We start from the raw sequence: 18,250 nt of genomic DNA, 5'->3' as shown, positions 1-18,250 counted from the left end.
CTTGCCATTCACTAGTAGTTAACGTTTAATAACAGTATGTTATTCTCTAATTAATAAGAGTAACGGTGACCTTCCTACAGAGGACTTTCACCTCATTAGTTCATGCCCATGCTGGGCGTACACAAAAACATCAACTGGAAAACTACTCGCTGTAAAGCGCTCGTATTTTCCAGTTATATTAAGCGTTACCCATAGAAATTTTAACCTGAAACTCACGAATTAGAATTAATGTTCTAACTCGGAAATGTCCAAAAATGAGTCAAATGTTGTAGAACACACCAAATTTTACAGAGAATTAAAATTCTTGATAGTTCGAATTTACACTCTAAATACAGTAGATGGCCTATAACTAAGGGTTATTAATAATACTTTAGTATGCAATCGTGAGAGAGTAGCAATATTTAATTAAATAACAATCTGTTAATGTTTGACAAGGTTACTTTCAATATACTAGTTTATGCGTTCAGTTGCTTATCAGGGAAGATAGTATGAGTGCTATTCAACAACCTATTACGACATATCCACAACCGACACGTCCAAATGATCCATCGGCACTTGAAATGGCAATTTATAACTTTGAGCTAAAAGCTAAAAGCTAAAAAGTATTATGACGCCAAGCAAAAATTAAACAATTCAAAACAAGTACAGAGTCAACTAGATCAAGATTATAAACATCCACAAGAACAGAGGAAACGTATCGAGTCTGTTGCAATAGCTCAATCATATCTTCAGGATTATAGAGATGTTTCTAGTAAAGCTAGTCTCTCTGATTTGAAGGGTGAGGCTCACCATCCAACTAGAAAGTTAGCTAATTTTTTATTTGCCATTGGTGAACCCCAGCCTACTTCTAATCACGAAGCACATCATATAATTAGTGGGAAAGGACGTTTTCTTCAAGCTCAAATTATTGCAGCCCGATTAAATATGCATTTATGCGGAATAGGAATTAATGACCCAATAAATGGTACATGGTTAATTAATTTTCTAAGTAATAAACAGTTTGATTGGGCTACAAGTGAAGCTCCTCCTCACAGAAAGTTACATCGTCAAAATTATGAAAGATGGATCGGTACTACACTTGGCAAGAAAGGTTTATCAACCCAAGGTAAAGCGAAATTTTTTAATGAATTAAGAATTGTGAAAAATCACATTAAGACAGGAACCTTACCAGCCAACATTTTTGAAGCCGATGAACAAATATGGAAAGGATTATGAGTATATATCGTTTGAGTCATCCTGATAATATGATTGCAGCACTTGATCTAGACGTATTTGTTATCGCTAGTCAAATTGCAAAAGAATCTCAGTATACGATAGATGAGTTAATATCAAATTTGATGTCGAAATCATGTCAAGATAATAGTATTCGTAAATTTTTTAATGGGGAATTGCAGTGTGATTTTCATTCAGAGTATACACTAGAACCTGACATTATTATGGTTGGAGATTATTTGGTAATGAGCTTGTCAGTTTATGAAAAACTCTATCCGATAATAGTTAATTATGGTGAGTTTATTCCCCTTAAAACTAACCGTGGGGATATGATGTTGTTTAATACTCTTGTCTATGGAAAAGAGGATTTGCAGTTAACTGAAGTTAAATATATTGATGGTTTTGAAAGTGGCTTATCATCATTGGTTTTCTTAGATGATGATGTGACAACAAAGAGCTTATATAGGTCAAACCTCGAAGGTGGCAATCTAATATATTGCAATGAAACATTCTATAAGGCTGTACATCTGAATAATTATACAGGGTTAACATTTTACAAAGACCTTATTAGTATTTTTCCAGAAGAGTAAATTAGAACGACTATTGTTATATACATTTAGTAAATATTAAAGGACTGTATGGTATAGCTAGCTGATACCATTAAGATTTTTTCAGTAAAAAGCTTTAGCTCGTAAACAACTTATGCCCCAAAGCTTGCTAGCACTTGTTTAGTGAATCAAAAACTTACTAACGAGTTGTCCTACAAATTCTTATCTATTAACCTAGGTTTTTGCTCTGCATCATGAGTGAGTGAAACTGGATGGGTGTACAGTCATATTCAAACTAAATTAGTTTTGAGCGTTTTTAAGTCAATTCACATGCGCGTTATTTCAACCGTAAAAATATAAAGTTATTAAAATTAATAGCTTATGCAAACGGAGTTTAGGTAGTAAGTTTGGAAAATGCGGATGCGCATTTTCCCGGATAGTATATTTGAAGGAAAGCTGATAAGTTACTTAAAATACAATTAGTTAACTATGCGCGTTTTTACTGGTCTTATGAGGTGAACGCGCATGCGCACTAATAAATGTTGAACTAAGCCGCTGCGCGGAGCCAACAGATGCTTCAATTGAGTTTATAACCCTCATTGAATCAGCCAAGCTTAAAGATGTATGATAGGAAGATTCGATGAAAAGGAATTTCAATGAAAAACTTACCCACTAATCGATACCAATTGACTCAAAACTGCTCTGCAGCCCAGAGCCAGCATCGAAAAAAACAAATTCCTATAGCATGAAGCATGCCAATTAATATGGACTAGGCATCGGCCAAGTCCAACAAGCGGTTTGTGCCATGCAAACGGCGCAACGCACAAATACTAAAACGTTATGAAGCTAGGATTATCTTGTGAAATATTCTGATATCGGAAGTGCGATGGAAAAAAATATGGGCTCCCATGGCCTGAGAGGAGATAGTTATCTCTATTATGAGTTAGCAAGTTTTTTGCGAAAAACCGAAATCCCAACAGAATCGGAATTTGAAGTGATTATGTATTGCGCTTTCGAGGAGCTATCAGGGGTTAGTATAGATTCTTCTGAATATGTTCATATAAAGAAGTATAGTCATGGAGGGATGTCTTCGGGAATGGTTGCTCCGGAGGTTTGGAAAAATGAAATAATTCCGCATTTGAAAAGTACCATATATAATGGTGCTTGCTAGGTATAAAATGGCGTTTCATAACAAGCAAGTCAACGGGACACAAACAGCAGGCTGTGCTCGTATAGCCCGTTAATATGGGCGTTACCCATAGAAATTTTAACCTGAAACTCACGAATTAGAATTAATGTTCTAACTCGTTTCTGTCCATAAATGAGTCAGAAGACATGATTGGGAATGGATAAATTCAACTCTGAACTTGAGGCCGTTGAAGAAAATAGCGTGAGCCTGACAGGACGTCAGGCTAGCTTTCGCGGTACAGGATGTACCATCGAAAGCGTTAGCATTTTCTAGTAAGGCCGAGGCCGATTACAAACGAGATTCAAAGATGGATCAATTCCCATGGCGACCTTTTCGCAGCTCTTGTTTTGTAAATAGCTAAAATGTTGCGGGGCGGCTGGGAGTTCCAAGAGGGAACAGCCGTTGGTTTCCACTTGGTCTGGTGTGGGCGAAGCGCCACGACGTTAGTGGCCGCAGGCCATATCTTAAATACACTTTTGTCCAAGAGTGAGTTTGATAGTGATCAAACTGTATCCCAGTCGTACAGCTAAAGCTTAACGCTTGGCTTTTATTGCTTGGTATAACTAATCCGATACACGGCATTGGCAAAGTCATCAGATACCAAGATAGAGCCATCTGCCAGGGTCATCACATCAACAGGTCGGCCCCAGCTTTGTTCGCCTTCAAGCCAACCTGTGGCAAACGGCTTATAGTCAATCACCTTATTATCTTCAAGGACAACTTGCATAACACTATAACCCACTTTGTTAGTGCGGTTCCACGAGCCGTGCTGGGCAATTAAGATTGATTGCTTATAAGCCGCTGGGAATTGACTACCTTGATAAAACTCCATGCCTAATGCAGCAACATGAGCACCTAAGGTTAATACCGGAGGCGTGTTGAGTTTGGCGATTTTGGGGTTAGTAAAATCTGGATCGGCAATATCTGTGTTGTGAATATAAGGAAAACCAAAGTGTTGGCCTTTTTTGCTCACACGATTAAGCTCATCATCGGGTAAATCATCGCCCATCATGTCGCGGCCATTATCGGTAAACCATAACTCACCTGTTTGTGGGTGAAAATCAAATCCGACACTGTTGCGTACACCTTGAGCGACGATAGTGGTTTGTTTTGTTTCAAGATCTAATTGTAAAATACTGGCAAAGGGAAGCTCACTTTCACACACATTACAAGGCGCGCCGACGGGAATGTACAGCTTTCCATCTGGGCCAAAAGCGATAAATTTCCAGCCGTGATGGGATTTGTTAGGCAGCTTGTCGTACACCAATTCTGGTTTAGGGATCTTGGGTAATGATTGTTCAATATCAGTATAACGCCAGATTTTATCGACTTCAGCGACATACAAACTGCCATTATGGTAAGCAAGACCGGATGGCATAAACAAATCCGTTGCGATAATGATTTTCTTGTCAGCTTTGAAGTCATTATCACTGTCTATAAGCGCATAAACATTGCCTGCTTTGCGACTGCCTACAAACACAGATCCGTTGTCACCAAGCGCCATCTGGCGTGCATTTTCTACGTTTTCGGCATACACATCGATGGTAAACCCTGCTGGTAATTGGATGTTATTTAACGGCAGTGCATAGACTGAATAAGATAAGCCCAAAAGCGCGAGGGTAGATAGCAAACTGATTGGTTTAATCATATTGGGCCTCTTATGTAGATTGTTTATCTGTTTGAGTTATTTGAGTTAGTTGCCAAGTGTAATGGTAATTATCACCAGTTTTTAATGATCTGTTTAACCATATTGGCGGTGTTTTCTGGTTGTTCTAATGGAAACATGTGTCCGCCATTGGGTAGCGTCATTAATTCGATGTCGTTCAGTTTTGCAAACCGAAAAAAATGTTTAATCGGGAATATCTGAGTCTTTTCACCGTAAATCAGTTTTGCTGGCACGGTCAGTTTGTTTTTGTACTTAACAAGGTTGGTCGGTAAATGCCTGAAAATGTCGGCTTCTACAGCGGGTGAGAAGCTGAGCTCTAAACGTTTATTACGTAGCACCACACTTGATGAGGCATAGTCTTGTAAGCAACGTGAATCGAAATTTTTAAACAAGGTTTTCTGTGAAAAATAATCAACCAAGTTAGTGTTTTCTGGCCATAGATTCTGGCGTGTTTTCGCTTTACCTGCGGGAGAAAGCTTATCAATATAAGGTGTTCGCTTAATAACACTCAGCAAATGTGAGAATGCGCCCGTGACGACAGGTGGATCGAGCATCACTAAACCTCGAAAAAGCTCAGGATGTTGGCAGGCAGCGATAAACGATATAACACCGCCGAATGAATGCCCAACACAAATGACCTTTTCATCTTGCTTCTTAATAAATTCAACAAGTTCCGTGACTAGGTGTTGCCAGTTATTGTGTATTGGGTAAAGTACATTATGGCCAAATTGGTTGTGGGCTATGGTTCTAAAATCGTTATCAAATTCTTGTAGGAACGTTTTATAGCTGCCCGCGGGGAAGCCGTTGGCATGCACAAGGTTAATTATTGGTTTTTTCATAGTTTGCTCTAAAGGGTTAGCGCTATTTATGATTGATTTTATTCACTCATGAGTTAAGTTAATCATAAATAGCGCGGGTTTACCCAATGCTTAGAATATTTTTAATGGGTCAATTTGCGTTAATTCTTCAAATTCAGGCGCACGATTTTGCGCTTTCGCTTTAAAGATTTCCATCATGTCGTTTTGAGGTTGGAACATGCCGCTTTGCCATACCGACATGTAATTTAAGCTGTCGGCGACACTGTGGTCTCGTGCATAGTTAATCATCTCTTTACAGCCGGTAACGGCTAAAGGCGAGCGGGCGGCAATGTCTGCAGCAATGCCTAATACAGCAGTTAACATTGATGCTTGGTCTTCATATACATGATTAACTAATCCGGCTGCTTTGGCTTCAGCCGCAGGCATTCTTCGGCCTGTGTAGGCTAACTCTTTCACTAATCCGATTGAAATCAATTTAGGTAAACGCTGCAAGGTCCCTACATCAGCGGTCATGCCGAGTTTGGTTTCTTCGATGCTAAAAAAAGCGTCGCTGGTGCAATAACGGCAATCTGCCGCGGTGACCATATCGACAGCACCACCAATACAGCCTCCTTGAATGGCCATGAGTACAGGCATACGTGCAGTTTCAAGCACATTAAAGCAATCTTGCAATTTGAGCACTAAACGGCGTAAGTGGTCGTGTTTACGGCCTAATTCGATATTATCGTCGCTGTTACTCGCACTGAATACCGCTAAGTCCATACCGGCACTGAAATGCTTGCCTGTAGAGGAGATAACAATCGCGCGAGCCGCAGATTGATTATTAATCTCGTGTATTACGCTTGGAAACTCATGCCAAAAGTCGACGTTCATTGAGTTTAATGCGTCAGGACGATTAAGAATGATGTGAGCAACTTTATCGTTAATGTCGACAGTGAGCGTTTGGTAGGTCTTTTGCGATATCATATTTATATCCTTATAAATTCAATGTAATAAGCTTATCTTGTTCTATTGCTGCATCCAAAGAGGCAAGAATAGACTGACGCTCCTTTAACTTGGTTCCCAAATGCGCAGGCATGTTCAGTGTTTGCATGTGTTTAGCCACGGCGTGTGCAGTGTCCATGAGTTGTTCTGGCTCAACCACTTGATCAAGAAAACCTGCCAATACAGCTTGTTCTGGTGCAAATAATTCAGCATTGATTACCGCCCGCGACAGGTAGTTTTGCGGTATACGATTACGCGCGATTTCAATGCCAGCCTGATGCATTGTCATCCCAATAGCCACTTCGTTTAGGCCAATTTTAAATGGCCCTGTGCTGCCAATACGGTAGTCACAGCTGAGTAGTAAAAATGCACCTTTAGCAATGGCATGGCCTGAACAGGCACCAATAATCGGTGTTGGGAATGACAGCATTCTGCGAGCTAATGTTGAGCCCGAAGTGACCAAAGCAATTGCAGCTTGTGAACTTTGCTTCATGGTTTTAAGATCGTAACCGCCAGATAAAATACCAGGTTGGCCAGTTAATATGACAACCGCATTTTGTTGTTCTGCGTGGTCTAATGCACTGTTAATTTGAGCGATGACTTCAGGCGATATAGCATTCACTTTGCCATTGTTCAGGGTAATAACATGTACATTGTTTTCGATTACTACGGTGATCAGTTCCATTGTTTACCTTTCTTCTTGTTATAAATAGTTGTTATTAAACGTTATAATGTAGAGCGCTAACAATGCTTACTATTTCATTGTTCTCGTTAGGTATTTTAAAGAAGTCTGTCTAAATATTTTTGCGACTAAATCATCACTGACGATTCGCGCGGAGCTCATCGTCAGTGTTTTATTAGGCTAGGCGTTATCGGCCATCACTTCACTATTACTTTTTGATTTAAAATACTTTGAATTTAACATACCCGCTAGAATCCCTGCGGTAAAGAGCATTGTGAGAGTGTAAATCGCGGGCGTGAAAGACATCTTGTAGTTAGCTAACAGTGTTAATGCCATAAACATTGATAAGGTACTGTTTTGTAAGCCGACTTCAATCGTAATCGAGGTACGTTGCGCCAAGTTTAATCCAAACAACTTACTTGAATAATATCCAAGCAACATGGTTGAGATATTAAGAATAATCGATACTGGCCCAGCGGCGATAAGTGCTGGAATAACGATATCTTGCTGAATATACGTTAAAAATATAATCAACAACGTCAAAAACAATATGCCAAAATGTGACACATGAACTTGAGTGCTTTCTGCTATTTTAGGTGCGTAACGTCTTATCATCATACCAATTACAATAGGCACAATAGTCAGCTTCATTAAGCTGAACATCGTTGTAAGTATTGGCAACTGAAATTCATTCCCTTGCCCCATAAAGTGGATTAACGAATAGTTAAGTACTACAGGAATAGTAAATACGGTAATTAAGCTGGCCACCGCAGTCATCGTGACCGACAGCGCCACATCACCTTTTGCTAAGTGAGAAAACATATTAGAAGTCGTGCCGCCAGGGCAAAGTACCAGTAACATAACGCCTACAGCGTATTCTGGTTCTAACGGCATAATGTTAGCTAATCCAAAACCAATAATAGGTAACAAAAGCAGCTGGTTAGTTAGTCCTATCGCGACTGCTTTAGGGTACTTAAGCACGCGTTTAAAATCATCTGTCACTAAAGACAACCCCATGCCCATCATAATTAAAAAGATGCAAACAGGGATAACTTGCGTGTTAACAAATGTCACTAATTCAATATCTTCCATAATAACCTCATTCAAATATGACCTTTATTGGGCCGATAACGTCCTTTTTTATTTTTCTACTATGAGCGTGTTTATACTGGGTTTGTTTATGATGAACTTGTATCTAACGAGATGATTTGGCCAACCGCGGCATCAGCGGTGCCTGTTAACACTTGTTGGTAAATATCATTAACGTGGTGAAGATTATGGGTGTGGGATAGGGTGATGTTAGAACGACAAAACTCGATATAATTGAGTAACGATTGATTCATTTGTTTCATGGTTTCACCAACGCCCCATTCAAGGCTACGTTTTTTCAATTGCGTTGGTGCAAAAAAGAATGTTGGAGTCGCACCTGGTAGCAGACCATCACTTTGTGTGTCTGTTAAGTCAATATCGCCATGATGGGTTGCGCCAATCCGGCATGAATACCGCAGTTGTTGGGTAAAGTGATGATGAATGGCGGCTAAGGTTTTTTTACCTCCGGCCATGTCTACTAAGATGGATGCCACATTGGCATCTAGGGTGGTGATGTCGTTATAGCTAATAACGTGATCGTAACAACCTAATGATTCAACAAAACTGAGATTGGCCATTGAGGTAATGCCAACAGTGCTACGTTGGCCTCTTTGTTTGATGGCAAAGGCGAGGGCGATACTGGTTTTACTGGATGCACTGGTAATCAGATATTGCGTGGCATCGAAATAATTATTGTCGAACATAAAGTCATCCACTAACCAAGATGTGGTGAACAGTCCGCGTAATAAGATATCGTAGTCTTCATTTTTTAGCTGATAAAAAGGATTAGCACTGACGCGATCAAAGCGCGCATAAACCGGAGATAGGCCTTCTCTGCATGGATTGAGATCTGAAAATCCCGTAGGGTTAACTTTACCGCCAATGATTTTGAAATGAGTCGCCATCGGCATAAATCCCCATACTCGTTCACCAACGTTGATATCTTTATTATTTGATGACACCACATCGGCAAACCCCATCACAGGTAATCGTCCCCATTGAGTGTGTTGAACTGTATTAGCTTTAGACGTAATCGAATTTGAAGCAGTATCCAAAGGGGAATTGTTAACAGGAAAGAATTGCCAATAACCTAATGCATCACCAGTGATGCCATAGCTGATGTTATTTGCGGTTAACGCGAATTTACTCACTTTAAGTAATACTTCATTTTCAGCCAATGGCAGCTCAATATTAAGCTCAACAACACGTGTTTGTGACAAGTCATTTTTAGCCACTTCAAATACGAGTGCCTGTTGAGTTTGTGATGTTAATGTCGTCATAAAATCCCTTTATCGTTATTATTATTTCGTTTGTTATTCAGCGCACTATATTGAGTTTGTTTTACAACAAGCCTTGAACCAAGATTATGATTAACGGTTTGACTTTAAGTGTATGTTTATAAACATACTTTTATAAGCATATGTTTATGAATGCAAATCGTTTATGAAATTATTAATAGCGACATTCACTTCGTCTGGTCTTTCGTGTTGTAGCCAATGACTGGTGTCTTGAAAACGTTTTATGATGCAGTTAGGCACATAATGATGGATGTCATCGAGATTCTCATTAACGAAGGCAAGGTCTTGTTCGCCCCATAAAATCAATGTTGGAACATTAATTCGTATATTGGGTACTTTAAGCTGCGATGCTTGTTTAACTGGACTCGATTTAGTTGTGCCATCCTGAGTAGCTGATGTGTCTAGAGATGATGCAGCTGTTGCCTTGCTACGTTGATTATCTGTGTCATTTTCCGCCAGTTGTGGCATAGCGCGATAATATTGCAACATGCCATTTATTGCACCTTGTTGACCCCAAACTTGTTTATAACGTGCTTTTACATCGGCGGTAAACACGCTTGGGTTTGTACTCACCATGATGTCTTCACTTAAATAGCGATAATCATCTTGCGAGTGAAAGTACTTGGGTGGGCTGCATTAACAATTATTAGTTTACTGATTAACTGAGCATGAAACGCCGCTAATGGCCAGGCGATAGCGCCGCCCCAATCATGTGCGACTAAAATAACAGGCTGAGTAGGGCTAATTGCAGCAATAAACCTGGCCATAAAGCCGATAAGATTGGGTACAGCATAAAAACTAACATCGTCGGGTTTGTCGCTTAAGTTGTATCCCGGTAAGTCAGGTGCGATAACACGATAATGTGGTGAGAAAAAATTCAGTTGGGCTGACCATGTTCCCCAGTATTCAGGAAATCCATGTAGAAAAATAATTGTCGGTCTTAATGCCGTTTCATCAGTGGATTGTCCAGATTCAACGTAATGAATATTGACGTTATCCACTAAAATGTTTTTATGCTCTAGCTTCATATTCAATCTCATTAGTCATGACTGGTTAATCGAAAAATGCCACTGCGTTTTCAATGGGTTCACGATCGGTACGGGTATTGTTTACCGCTGCACTGTCATCGGCATAACCAAATGACATTCCAAACAAAATACCGCGCTCGTCTGGGAGGTTTAGTATTTCTCGTACTGGGTCAGGGAATTGTCCTAATGCACCTTGCATACAATTAGATATGCCATGATCAGCCATAATTAATGACAAGGTCTGAGCATAAATGCCTAAATCAACAGCGCCCATAATGTCTAAGTATTTATCCATAGTGAAAAATACCGCATGTGGCGCATCAAAAAATTGCCAGTTACGCACCATCGCCATTTGGCGGGCTTTTTTATCTTCACGTGCGACACCAATTGAGCTGTATAAGGCATTTGCTGAGCCAAATTGGCGGTCACGATGTACGCCTTGATATTGCGGTAACCAATTAAAATCAGGATTAGGTGAAGCACCGCTCATGAGAGTTTGCATAAATTTTTGCTTTAATGTGTCTTTTGTCTGACCCGAAACCACACAAGTTTGCCATGGCTGCACATTGCAATTGGAAGGAGAAAGCTGTGCATGGGCAAAAATCAAATCCAAGGTTTCCTTGGCAACCGGTTTGTCGAGAAAGGCGCGTGCTGAGTAACGGTTTTTTAATATTGATTCTATAGACATATAGGACACTCTTATTGTTTTATTGATAGTGAGTTTATACCGTTATTGGCGATATAAATCAGTTGCTTAATCTTGATGTTAATAAAAAAGTCTGCAGTGGCAGTAAAGCGGTATTACCGTCACTGCAGACTGTTTAGCTAGCTAAAATTGGTACGAAATATTGGCTCCAAAGGTACGCGGTTGATTTGGATAACCATTAAAGCTGCCCGCTTGAATTGGAGGTGGGAATGCTGACAACAGATACTCATCGTTGGTTAAGTTTCGCACCCAAAGTTGTAAACTGACGCCATTATCAAACGCTAGTCCCGTACTTGCGTTGAAGGTGTTTACTTCACGTGATAATGATTCAGGGGTGTTTTCTGCCACCTTAGTGTCACTTTCGTAAAGGTAGTCAGTACGAATATAACCGTCTGCACCGTTGAACACTTCAAAGTTGTACACGATACCAGCAGTGATACTCACTTCATGGATACCGGCAGGTTTTTCACCTGATAGATCCACTGGACCGTCTAAACCCGATGCGCCAACAAATGAGTCGTAAACAGGGTCAAGGAAGGTTCCCGCTAAGGTAAATGACCAATCTTCAGTGAGGTTATAGTTAGAGTCGAACTCAAGACCTTGAGTACTTTGTTTACCCGCATTGGCAAGAACATAGCCTGTGCCAATGAAAATAGATGACTGAAACCCTTCAATGGTTTGATCAAATATCGTTGCGCTAAATGATCCATGTTCGAATTGAGTTTTAATACCCAACTCATACACCATCGCTTCTTCGGGAGAGGCATATCGGCCACCATAAACCTGATTGGGAAGTACTATACCTGCTGATTCTATTGCTGATTTATCTGATGCGAAAGGACTTGAATAACGCGATAAATTCCAAGACGTGGCTTTAAAACCTGTAGCTGCAGTAGCGAAAATATTGACATTGTCGGTGATCTCGTACGATAAGCGCAGCGACCAAGTGGTTTTACTGTCATCAGACTTATTGTTTTCTACAGCATTAGGCAATCCCAGCATAGGCGGTAAAAACTGTAAACTTTCAATAACCGGTACAGCAGGTGCAAGTTGAGGAATACTGCCAATTGGCACACCATATAATGTTGGCACTGTGGCTAAATCAAGCGCTGAAAGTACATCGGAATGTTGTTGGCTAATATTGATTTCTTTTTGATCATTGGTGTAACTCACACCAAATATCGCGGTAAAATCGTCGTTGATATGGTAATCAAAGCTGGCAAATATCGAGTAAGCATCATTTTCTTGTTCAAATTGAGAGCTTACGGCCGAATCACCTGAGAAAAATGTACCGGGATCAAAACCATAAACACCTTCTACTCCGGCTAACAAACCTGGAGCGCCACCAGCAGCCATCAACACATCAAAGTAATTTCTAACGTCGTTACCATAATATAAAGTATCGCCAGTGGTGACTTCTTCATGAAAAACGAAGGCGCCAAACATCCATTCTAGTTGACGATCTCCGGTAGACGTTAAACGAAACTCTTGAGTAATCGTTTCGATATCGGTGTAACCGCCTTCATTTAAAATATCGAGAGAGGTGTAATCGACATCATTCATAAAGTCAGAATCATTGGTGCGAAGTGCACTAATGGATGTAAATGAATAACCATCAAAATCAACATCAAGTTGCAGTGATACACCACTGTCTTTTACGTTATTGTCTGGGTCTGAGTTAAGGGTAGATTGATAAGCAAATGATCCGGTTTCATCAAGGTCTATACCGCCGAGCGCACGAACTGCAGCGGTAGTAGGGCCATTAATTGAGTTTTCGACAGAACAACAGGCTTCTTCAATTTTGCTATAGTCTGCAATTAAACGAAGTTTTACATCTTCAGTTGGTTCGTACAGTGCCTGACCTCGAATATTCCAACGGTCACGGTCGTTAATATCATCTAATCCCACCACACTTTCAGTAAAACCATCACGGGTGTTTACACCACCAGAAACACTGAATGCCAAATTATCCGTTATACCATTGGTGTAATAACCTTTAATTTCTTTTTGGTTAAAATTGCCTACTCCAACTTCAATCTTGCCTTCTTGATAATAAGCTGGCTCTCGAGTGGTAACGCTAATGACCCCAGCGGAAGCATTTTTACCAAATAAGGTACTTTGCGGGCCACTTAAGACTTCAATTTGCTGCAGCCTTGGTAAATCACCTATTTGAGAGGCCGCTCGGGAGCGATACACACCATCGATAAATACCCCAACAGAAGGCTCAATACCCGTATTGTTAGTGCCATTACCAAAGCCACGAATAGAGAAGTTGGTGTTAGTAGAACGTTGTAATGGGGTGACGCGTAGCGTCGGAACGAGGGTTTGTAAATCTGTTATGTCCATTACTTTAGCTTGTTCTATTGCTTTGCTACTTACTACCGTAATGGCAACAGGTGATTCCTGTAATCCTTTTGCACGTTTAGATGCCGTTACAACGATTCTTTCTATATCGTCAGCATTTTTTTGTGGTTTTGGTTTTGCATCTTCAGCATTTGCAGCTGAACTTATTACACCCATAATCGCAAATGCGAGTAAAGAATGCTTAAAACATGTTGATTTATTATTCATTTATTTCCCCAGACGATGACTAATCGTTATTAAACAAGCTTGCCAATACATTGATTTACAAAAGATATGCATGACGCTTAAGCGTTCTTGTTCGTAATTTGTAAATATATAGCGTTGTAAAATTAGCGTTATTCAATAACATCAAGGGGATTAATCAGCTTCATATTCAATATAAAAACATGTCCTGAAAATACGTCATTACCACTTATAGTGAACAATTAACCGCCAAATCATGCTAGGGGGTGTTTTATAATTAAACAAATCAATTATTTTAATACGCTACTATTCATATAAAGAATAATGCATTAATCAATAGCGCACTCTTACTGTTTTTAGCCATGCACAGGATGAATAATTGCTGAAAGAAGTGTGAATTTTATAAAGTAGTGATTGATATCAGTCGAATAATGGTCGTAAACTATAATTCAAACGAATGTATACATATTATTAATATGCATTTGGATAATACTTACAGTTAACTTAGCATCAGTAGTACAAACATTATTGGTATGAAAGGTTTCATCCAAATAATCACTAACTAGATATCGATTGATAATGACATGGAGAGTAACAATGCCTGAATATAAAGCCCCCATTCGTGACGTAAAATTTGTTATGCAAGAACTGCTAGATTGTGAAGGGCACTATCAGCGTTTGGGTTACCAAGATGCCAGTATCGACATGGTAGATGCCATTATTGCTGAAGCGGCAAAATTAACTGAGCAAGTTGTTGCCCCATTAAATCAAATTGGCGATCAACAAGGTTGTACCTGGAAAGACGGCGTTGTAACTACACCAGATGGATTTAAAGAGGCGTACGCACAATATGTAGAAGGCGGCTGGCCAACGTTATCTCAGTCTGAAGAGTTTGGTGGCCAAGGTTTACCTCATTCATTAAATATCAGTATTGCTGAGATGTTTTCCAGTGCTAACCACAGCTTTGCTATGTACCCTGGCCTTAGCCATGGCGCATTAGCCACAATTGAAGCCCACGGTACAGATGCTCAAAAACTGCAGTTTATGCCAAACCTAGTAGAAGGTAAGTGGACTGGCACAATGTGTTTAACAGAGCCACATTGTGGTACTGACTTAGGCATGTTGCGCACCAAAGCTGAACTGCAAGCTGACGGCACATATTCATTGAGTGGCACTAAAATCTTTATCTCAGCAGGCGAGCATGATCTGTCTGACAACATTGTGCATATTGTTATTGCCCGTATTCCTGGTGCGCCAGAAGGCAACAAAGGTATCTCGCTATTTATCGTACCTAAGTTCAACGTTAATGAAGATGGCACAATTTCAGATAGAAACGGCGTGAGTTGTGGTTCTATTGAACATAAAATGGGCATTAATGGTAACGCTACCTGTGTGATTAATTTTGATGGTGCAACTGGGCATTTGATTGGTGAACCTAATCGCGGCCTTAAGTGCATGTTTACCTTTATGAATGCTGCACGTATTGGTGTGGCAAGTGAAGGTGTTGCAGCTGCTGAAGCGTCATTCCAGGGGGCATTAGCCTACGCAAAAGATCGCCTACAAATGCGTTCAATTAGCGGTGTTAAAAACCCTAATGGCCCAGCAGACCCAATCATTGTTCATCCAGATGTGCGTAGAATGCTATTGACCCAAAAGTCGATCGCTGAAGGCGGCCGAGCGTTAATTTCGTATCTTGCCCAGCTAGTAGATATTGGCCATGCCGAAAAAGACGAAGCCATTAAAGCTGATGCTGAAACTAAGTTAGCCTTGTTAACACCTATTGCTAAAGCATTTTTATCCGAGCTTGGTTTTGAATGTACCAGCCACGGCGTGCAAATATTCGGTGGCCACGGCTTTATTAAAGAGTGGGGCATGGAACAGTTAATGCGCGACACCAAGATTAGCTGCTTATATGAAGGCACTACTGGTATTCAGGCATTAGACTTACTGGCTCGTAAAATTATTGGTACTCAGGGTGAAGTATTAAAGCCTTTCTCTAAAGACGTTACCGTATTCTGCCAACAAAACATGGACAACCCAGCCATGGCTGAGTTTATTAAACCGATTATGTCTTATGCCAAAGAGTGGCATGAACTGACCGTGTTAATTGGCGGCAAAGCGATGAAGAACCCGGATGAAATCGGCGGTGCATCTGTTGATTACTTAATGTATGCAGGTTATGTGACACTTGCTTTCTTCTGGGCAAAAATGGCTAAAGTGGCACAAGACAAATTGGCTGCAGGCACCACTGAAACTGCGTTTTATGAAGCTAAAATCAAAACCGCTCAATTCTTTATGCAGCGTATGTTACCAAGAGCCAAAGGCCATGCGGCATGTATTGCCAATGGTGTTGATTCAATGATGGCACTAGATAGCGAAGACTTTGCGTTTTAAATGAGCAATCATCTAATCCGCTAAAAATCGAATATATTTTCGATAAAACAAGCCGCAGCGTCAATCGCTGCGGTTTTTTATTGGGTGCGAAGTAACAATACAGATGTAACTCATGCACTGACTGTTTTTCTAATCATTACTTTAAAAGGGCCTACTTTATAACCTGGTTTGTTGATCACTATTCGTTACAGATTAGTTAATTCAGCGCTCATCACTTTAGATCTTTATTCGGTTATAGTAATCACTTCATAATAAAAAAAGGACTAAGCCGATGTCAGGCAAAATACTCACGTCTGTGATTCCACTACTTGCTCTTATTCCGTTCACATCATCAGCGGAATCTTGGGTGGATGTCAGTAATGCATACACCAACAAACAAATTCAGGTAACGAGTCAATTTCAACCTGAAATGGCAAGTTCAATTGGCATTACTGAAACCGATAGTCAATGCAGCAGCATTACTAAGGCACAACAAGATAAGTATATTCGTACTCTTGAAACCAGTAAAAAGACTTTGTTAAAAGCGCTTAATACTGAAAAGTCATTGCAGGTTCGTCAAGATCTCAACATTATTATCAACAATATTGATCAGACCATTGCTTCAGGTAAATTAGAAGATAAATACATGTTGCCTTGGGTGGACGTGCCGTTAATTATATTTAGAGGTGTTTCAGCATTATTAGATGATCAAATGTCTGATACGCGTAAACAAGCGGCTAATACTCGTTTAGCGTGTTATGTCGGTAAAACGGGTCAACCTGCATTAACTGAACAAGCAAAAACCTTATATGAAGCCGCATTAGCCAACAAAAAGTTAATGGGTCCAACAAAAGAAGAAGTAAACCAAGCACTGGCAAGAACCGATACCTTATTGCAAGGTTTGCAGCAGTTGTTTGAGAAAAATGAATTCATAAAAGCCGATGAGAATCTGTCGCTACTAAAGCAGCAAATTGCTGATTACCGTCAGTGGGCAGAAAAAACTGTAATTCCGACTAGCCGAGATGACTTTCGTTTACCTTCAGAGATTTATGCTTTAAAACTCAAAACGGTTGGCATTGATATCGAACCTGAGTTGTTGATTGAACGTGCTAAAGCCAGTTACATGATAACCAAGGCGAATATGCAGGCGTTAGCTCCTTTGGTGGCACAAAAATTTAATATGCCATCTAGTGATTATCGCGATGTGATTAAAACACTGAAAAAAGACTCTTTAGCCAACGATAAAATTGAAGATCATTACAGAGCTATTAATAAGAAACTTGAAGGATTAATCACTCAGCAAAATGTGGTGAATTTACCTGAACGCGACATGATTATGCGATTGGCGAGTGAAGCAGAAGCGGCGGGCAGCCCTGCACCTCATATGCTGCCACCACCGTTTATTGGTAACACAGGTGAACAAGGCCAATTTGTACTAACAACAGGTAACCCGGCATTAACCGGTGACGCTGCTTATGATGACTTTAATTTTAATGCCGTTGCTTATACATTAAGTGCCCACGAAGGCAGACCCGGTCATGAATTACAATTTGCGGTCATGTTAGAGCAGGGCGTGTCATTGGCCCGAGTGTATTATGCTTTTAACAGTGTCAACGTTGAAGGTTGGGCACTGTACGCCGAGGCAGAAATGTTGCCGTATTTACCTATAGAAGCACAGCTTATAGCGCTTCAACACCGATTATTACGTAATGCCCGCGCGATGTTAGACCCGATGTTAAACCTAGGTCTAACAACAAAAGAAAACGCCTATACATTGTTACGCAATGACGTGGTGTTTTCAGAAGCGGCAGTGAAACAAGAAGTAGATCGATACACTATGAGAATGCCTGGGCAGGCTGGTAGTTACTTTTATGGCTTATCACGATTATTAGAGATCCGAGCCGATGTAGAAATTGCCCTTGGTGATAAATTTGACCGCTTAGCGTTTAATAACTTTGTGTTAGAGCAAGGGTTAATTCCACCAAACCTAATGGCTGAAGCCGTTAAAGAACGCTTTTTAACTAAAAAGTAAAATACGTTGATATTGATAAAATCCCATTTAGTTAAATGGGATTTTATCAAATACGACTCGCATTCTGGCTATTTTATG

Annotated in this window: 15 protein-coding genes; 5 read left to right on the top strand and 10 right to left on the bottom strand. The window is 40.2% G+C overall.

Annotated features, from left to right (window positions below; translation table 11 throughout):
* The first annotated feature begins 771 nt into the window (after window positions 1-771).
* The 3 genes from H5181_RS20720 (at window position 772) to H5181_RS08160 (ending at window position 2,931) form a co-directional block, all read left to right on the top strand.
* Window positions 772-1,215 carry an AHH domain-containing protein gene (locus H5181_RS20720; RefSeq protein ID WP_259397004.1) on the top strand — a complete coding sequence of 148 codons (444 nt, stop codon included), beginning with the start codon at window positions 772-774 and terminating at the stop codon, window positions 1,213-1,215.
* The gene (locus H5181_RS08165) at window positions 1,212-1,802 is read left to right on the top strand and encodes a hypothetical protein (RefSeq protein ID WP_182750741.1); all 591 of its coding nucleotides are present in this window, start codon (window positions 1,212-1,214) and stop codon (window positions 1,800-1,802) included. The genes H5181_RS20720 and H5181_RS08165 overlap by 4 nt, the downstream gene beginning before the upstream one ends.
* Window positions 1,803-2,619: 817 nt before the next feature.
* The gene (locus H5181_RS08160) at window positions 2,620-2,931 is read left to right on the top strand and encodes a hypothetical protein (protein ID WP_124016370.1); all 312 of its coding nucleotides are present in this window, start codon (window positions 2,620-2,622) and stop codon (window positions 2,929-2,931) included.
* A 565-nt stretch (window positions 2,932-3,496) separates the two neighbouring features.
* Here the strand turns inward: H5181_RS08160 and H5181_RS08155 are convergent.
* The 10 genes from H5181_RS08155 to H5181_RS08115 all read right to left on the bottom strand — a co-directional run bounded on the left by H5181_RS08155 (window position 3,497) and on the right by H5181_RS08115 (window position 13,791).
* The gene (locus H5181_RS08155; protein WP_182750740.1) at window positions 3,497-4,597 is read right to left on the bottom strand and encodes a sorbosone dehydrogenase family protein; all 1,101 of its coding nucleotides are present in this window, start codon (window positions 4,595-4,597) and stop codon (window positions 3,497-3,499) included.
* A gap of 71 nt (window positions 4,598-4,668) precedes the next feature.
* Complete coding sequence (locus tag H5181_RS08150) at window positions 4,669-5,454, bottom strand: alpha/beta fold hydrolase (protein ID WP_182750739.1); 786 nt, start codon at window positions 5,452-5,454, stop codon at window positions 4,669-4,671.
* A gap of 90 nt (window positions 5,455-5,544) precedes the next feature.
* Window positions 5,545-6,399 (bottom strand): crotonase/enoyl-CoA hydratase family protein, encoded by an 855-nt coding sequence (locus H5181_RS08145; RefSeq protein ID WP_182750738.1) that lies wholly within the window; start codon window positions 6,397-6,399, stop codon window positions 5,545-5,547.
* Between the two features lie 10 nt (window positions 6,400-6,409).
* Window positions 6,410-7,102 (bottom strand): crotonase/enoyl-CoA hydratase family protein, encoded by a 693-nt coding sequence (locus H5181_RS08140; RefSeq protein WP_182750737.1) that lies wholly within the window; start codon window positions 7,100-7,102, stop codon window positions 6,410-6,412.
* Between the two features lie 177 nt (window positions 7,103-7,279).
* The gene (locus tag H5181_RS08135) at window positions 7,280-8,191 is read right to left on the bottom strand and encodes a bile acid:sodium symporter family protein (RefSeq protein WP_182750736.1); all 912 of its coding nucleotides are present in this window, start codon (window positions 8,189-8,191) and stop codon (window positions 7,280-7,282) included.
* Window positions 8,192-8,277: 86 nt separating this feature from the next.
* On the bottom strand, window positions 8,278-9,468 hold the full coding sequence (locus tag H5181_RS08130) for a DUF2855 family protein (protein ID WP_182750735.1): 1,191 nt from the start codon (window positions 9,466-9,468) through the stop codon (window positions 8,278-8,280).
* A 144-nt stretch (window positions 9,469-9,612) separates the two neighbouring features.
* Window positions 9,613-10,062, bottom strand: coding sequence for an alpha/beta hydrolase (locus H5181_RS20905; protein WP_310734272.1), 450 nt, complete (start codon window positions 10,060-10,062; stop codon window positions 9,613-9,615).
* Window positions 10,063-10,073: 11 nt separating this feature from the next.
* On the bottom strand, window positions 10,074-10,514 hold the full coding sequence (locus H5181_RS20900) for an alpha/beta fold hydrolase (RefSeq protein ID WP_310734271.1): 441 nt from the start codon (window positions 10,512-10,514) through the stop codon (window positions 10,074-10,076).
* A 25-nt stretch (window positions 10,515-10,539) separates the two neighbouring features.
* Window positions 10,540-11,202 carry a nitroreductase gene (locus tag H5181_RS08120; protein ID WP_102037164.1) on the bottom strand — a complete coding sequence of 221 codons (663 nt, stop codon included), beginning with the start codon at window positions 11,200-11,202 and terminating at the stop codon, window positions 10,540-10,542.
* Window positions 11,203-11,343: 141 nt separating this feature from the next.
* Complete coding sequence (locus H5181_RS08115) at window positions 11,344-13,791, bottom strand: TonB-dependent receptor (protein WP_182750734.1); 2,448 nt, start codon at window positions 13,789-13,791, stop codon at window positions 11,344-11,346.
* Window positions 13,792-14,364: 573 nt separating this feature from the next.
* Here H5181_RS08115 and H5181_RS08110 point away from each other — a divergent pair.
* Both H5181_RS08110 and H5181_RS08105 read left to right on the top strand, forming a co-directional pair.
* Complete coding sequence (locus tag H5181_RS08110) at window positions 14,365-16,161, top strand: acyl-CoA dehydrogenase C-terminal domain-containing protein (RefSeq protein ID WP_182750733.1); 1,797 nt, start codon at window positions 14,365-14,367, stop codon at window positions 16,159-16,161.
* Between the two features lie 271 nt (window positions 16,162-16,432).
* Window positions 16,433-18,172 carry a DUF885 domain-containing protein gene (locus H5181_RS08105; RefSeq protein WP_182750732.1) on the top strand — a complete coding sequence of 580 codons (1,740 nt, stop codon included), beginning with the start codon at window positions 16,433-16,435 and terminating at the stop codon, window positions 18,170-18,172.
* Window positions 18,173-18,250: the final 78 nt, after the last annotated feature.

The sequence above is a fragment of the Shewanella sp. SG44-2 genome (assembly GCF_014164215.1).
Lineage (GTDB): Bacteria > Pseudomonadota > Gammaproteobacteria > Enterobacterales > Shewanellaceae > Shewanella > Shewanella frigidimarina.
Note: the sequence above shows the minus strand (reverse complement) of the source record. Positions and strands in the feature narration are given on the sequence as shown.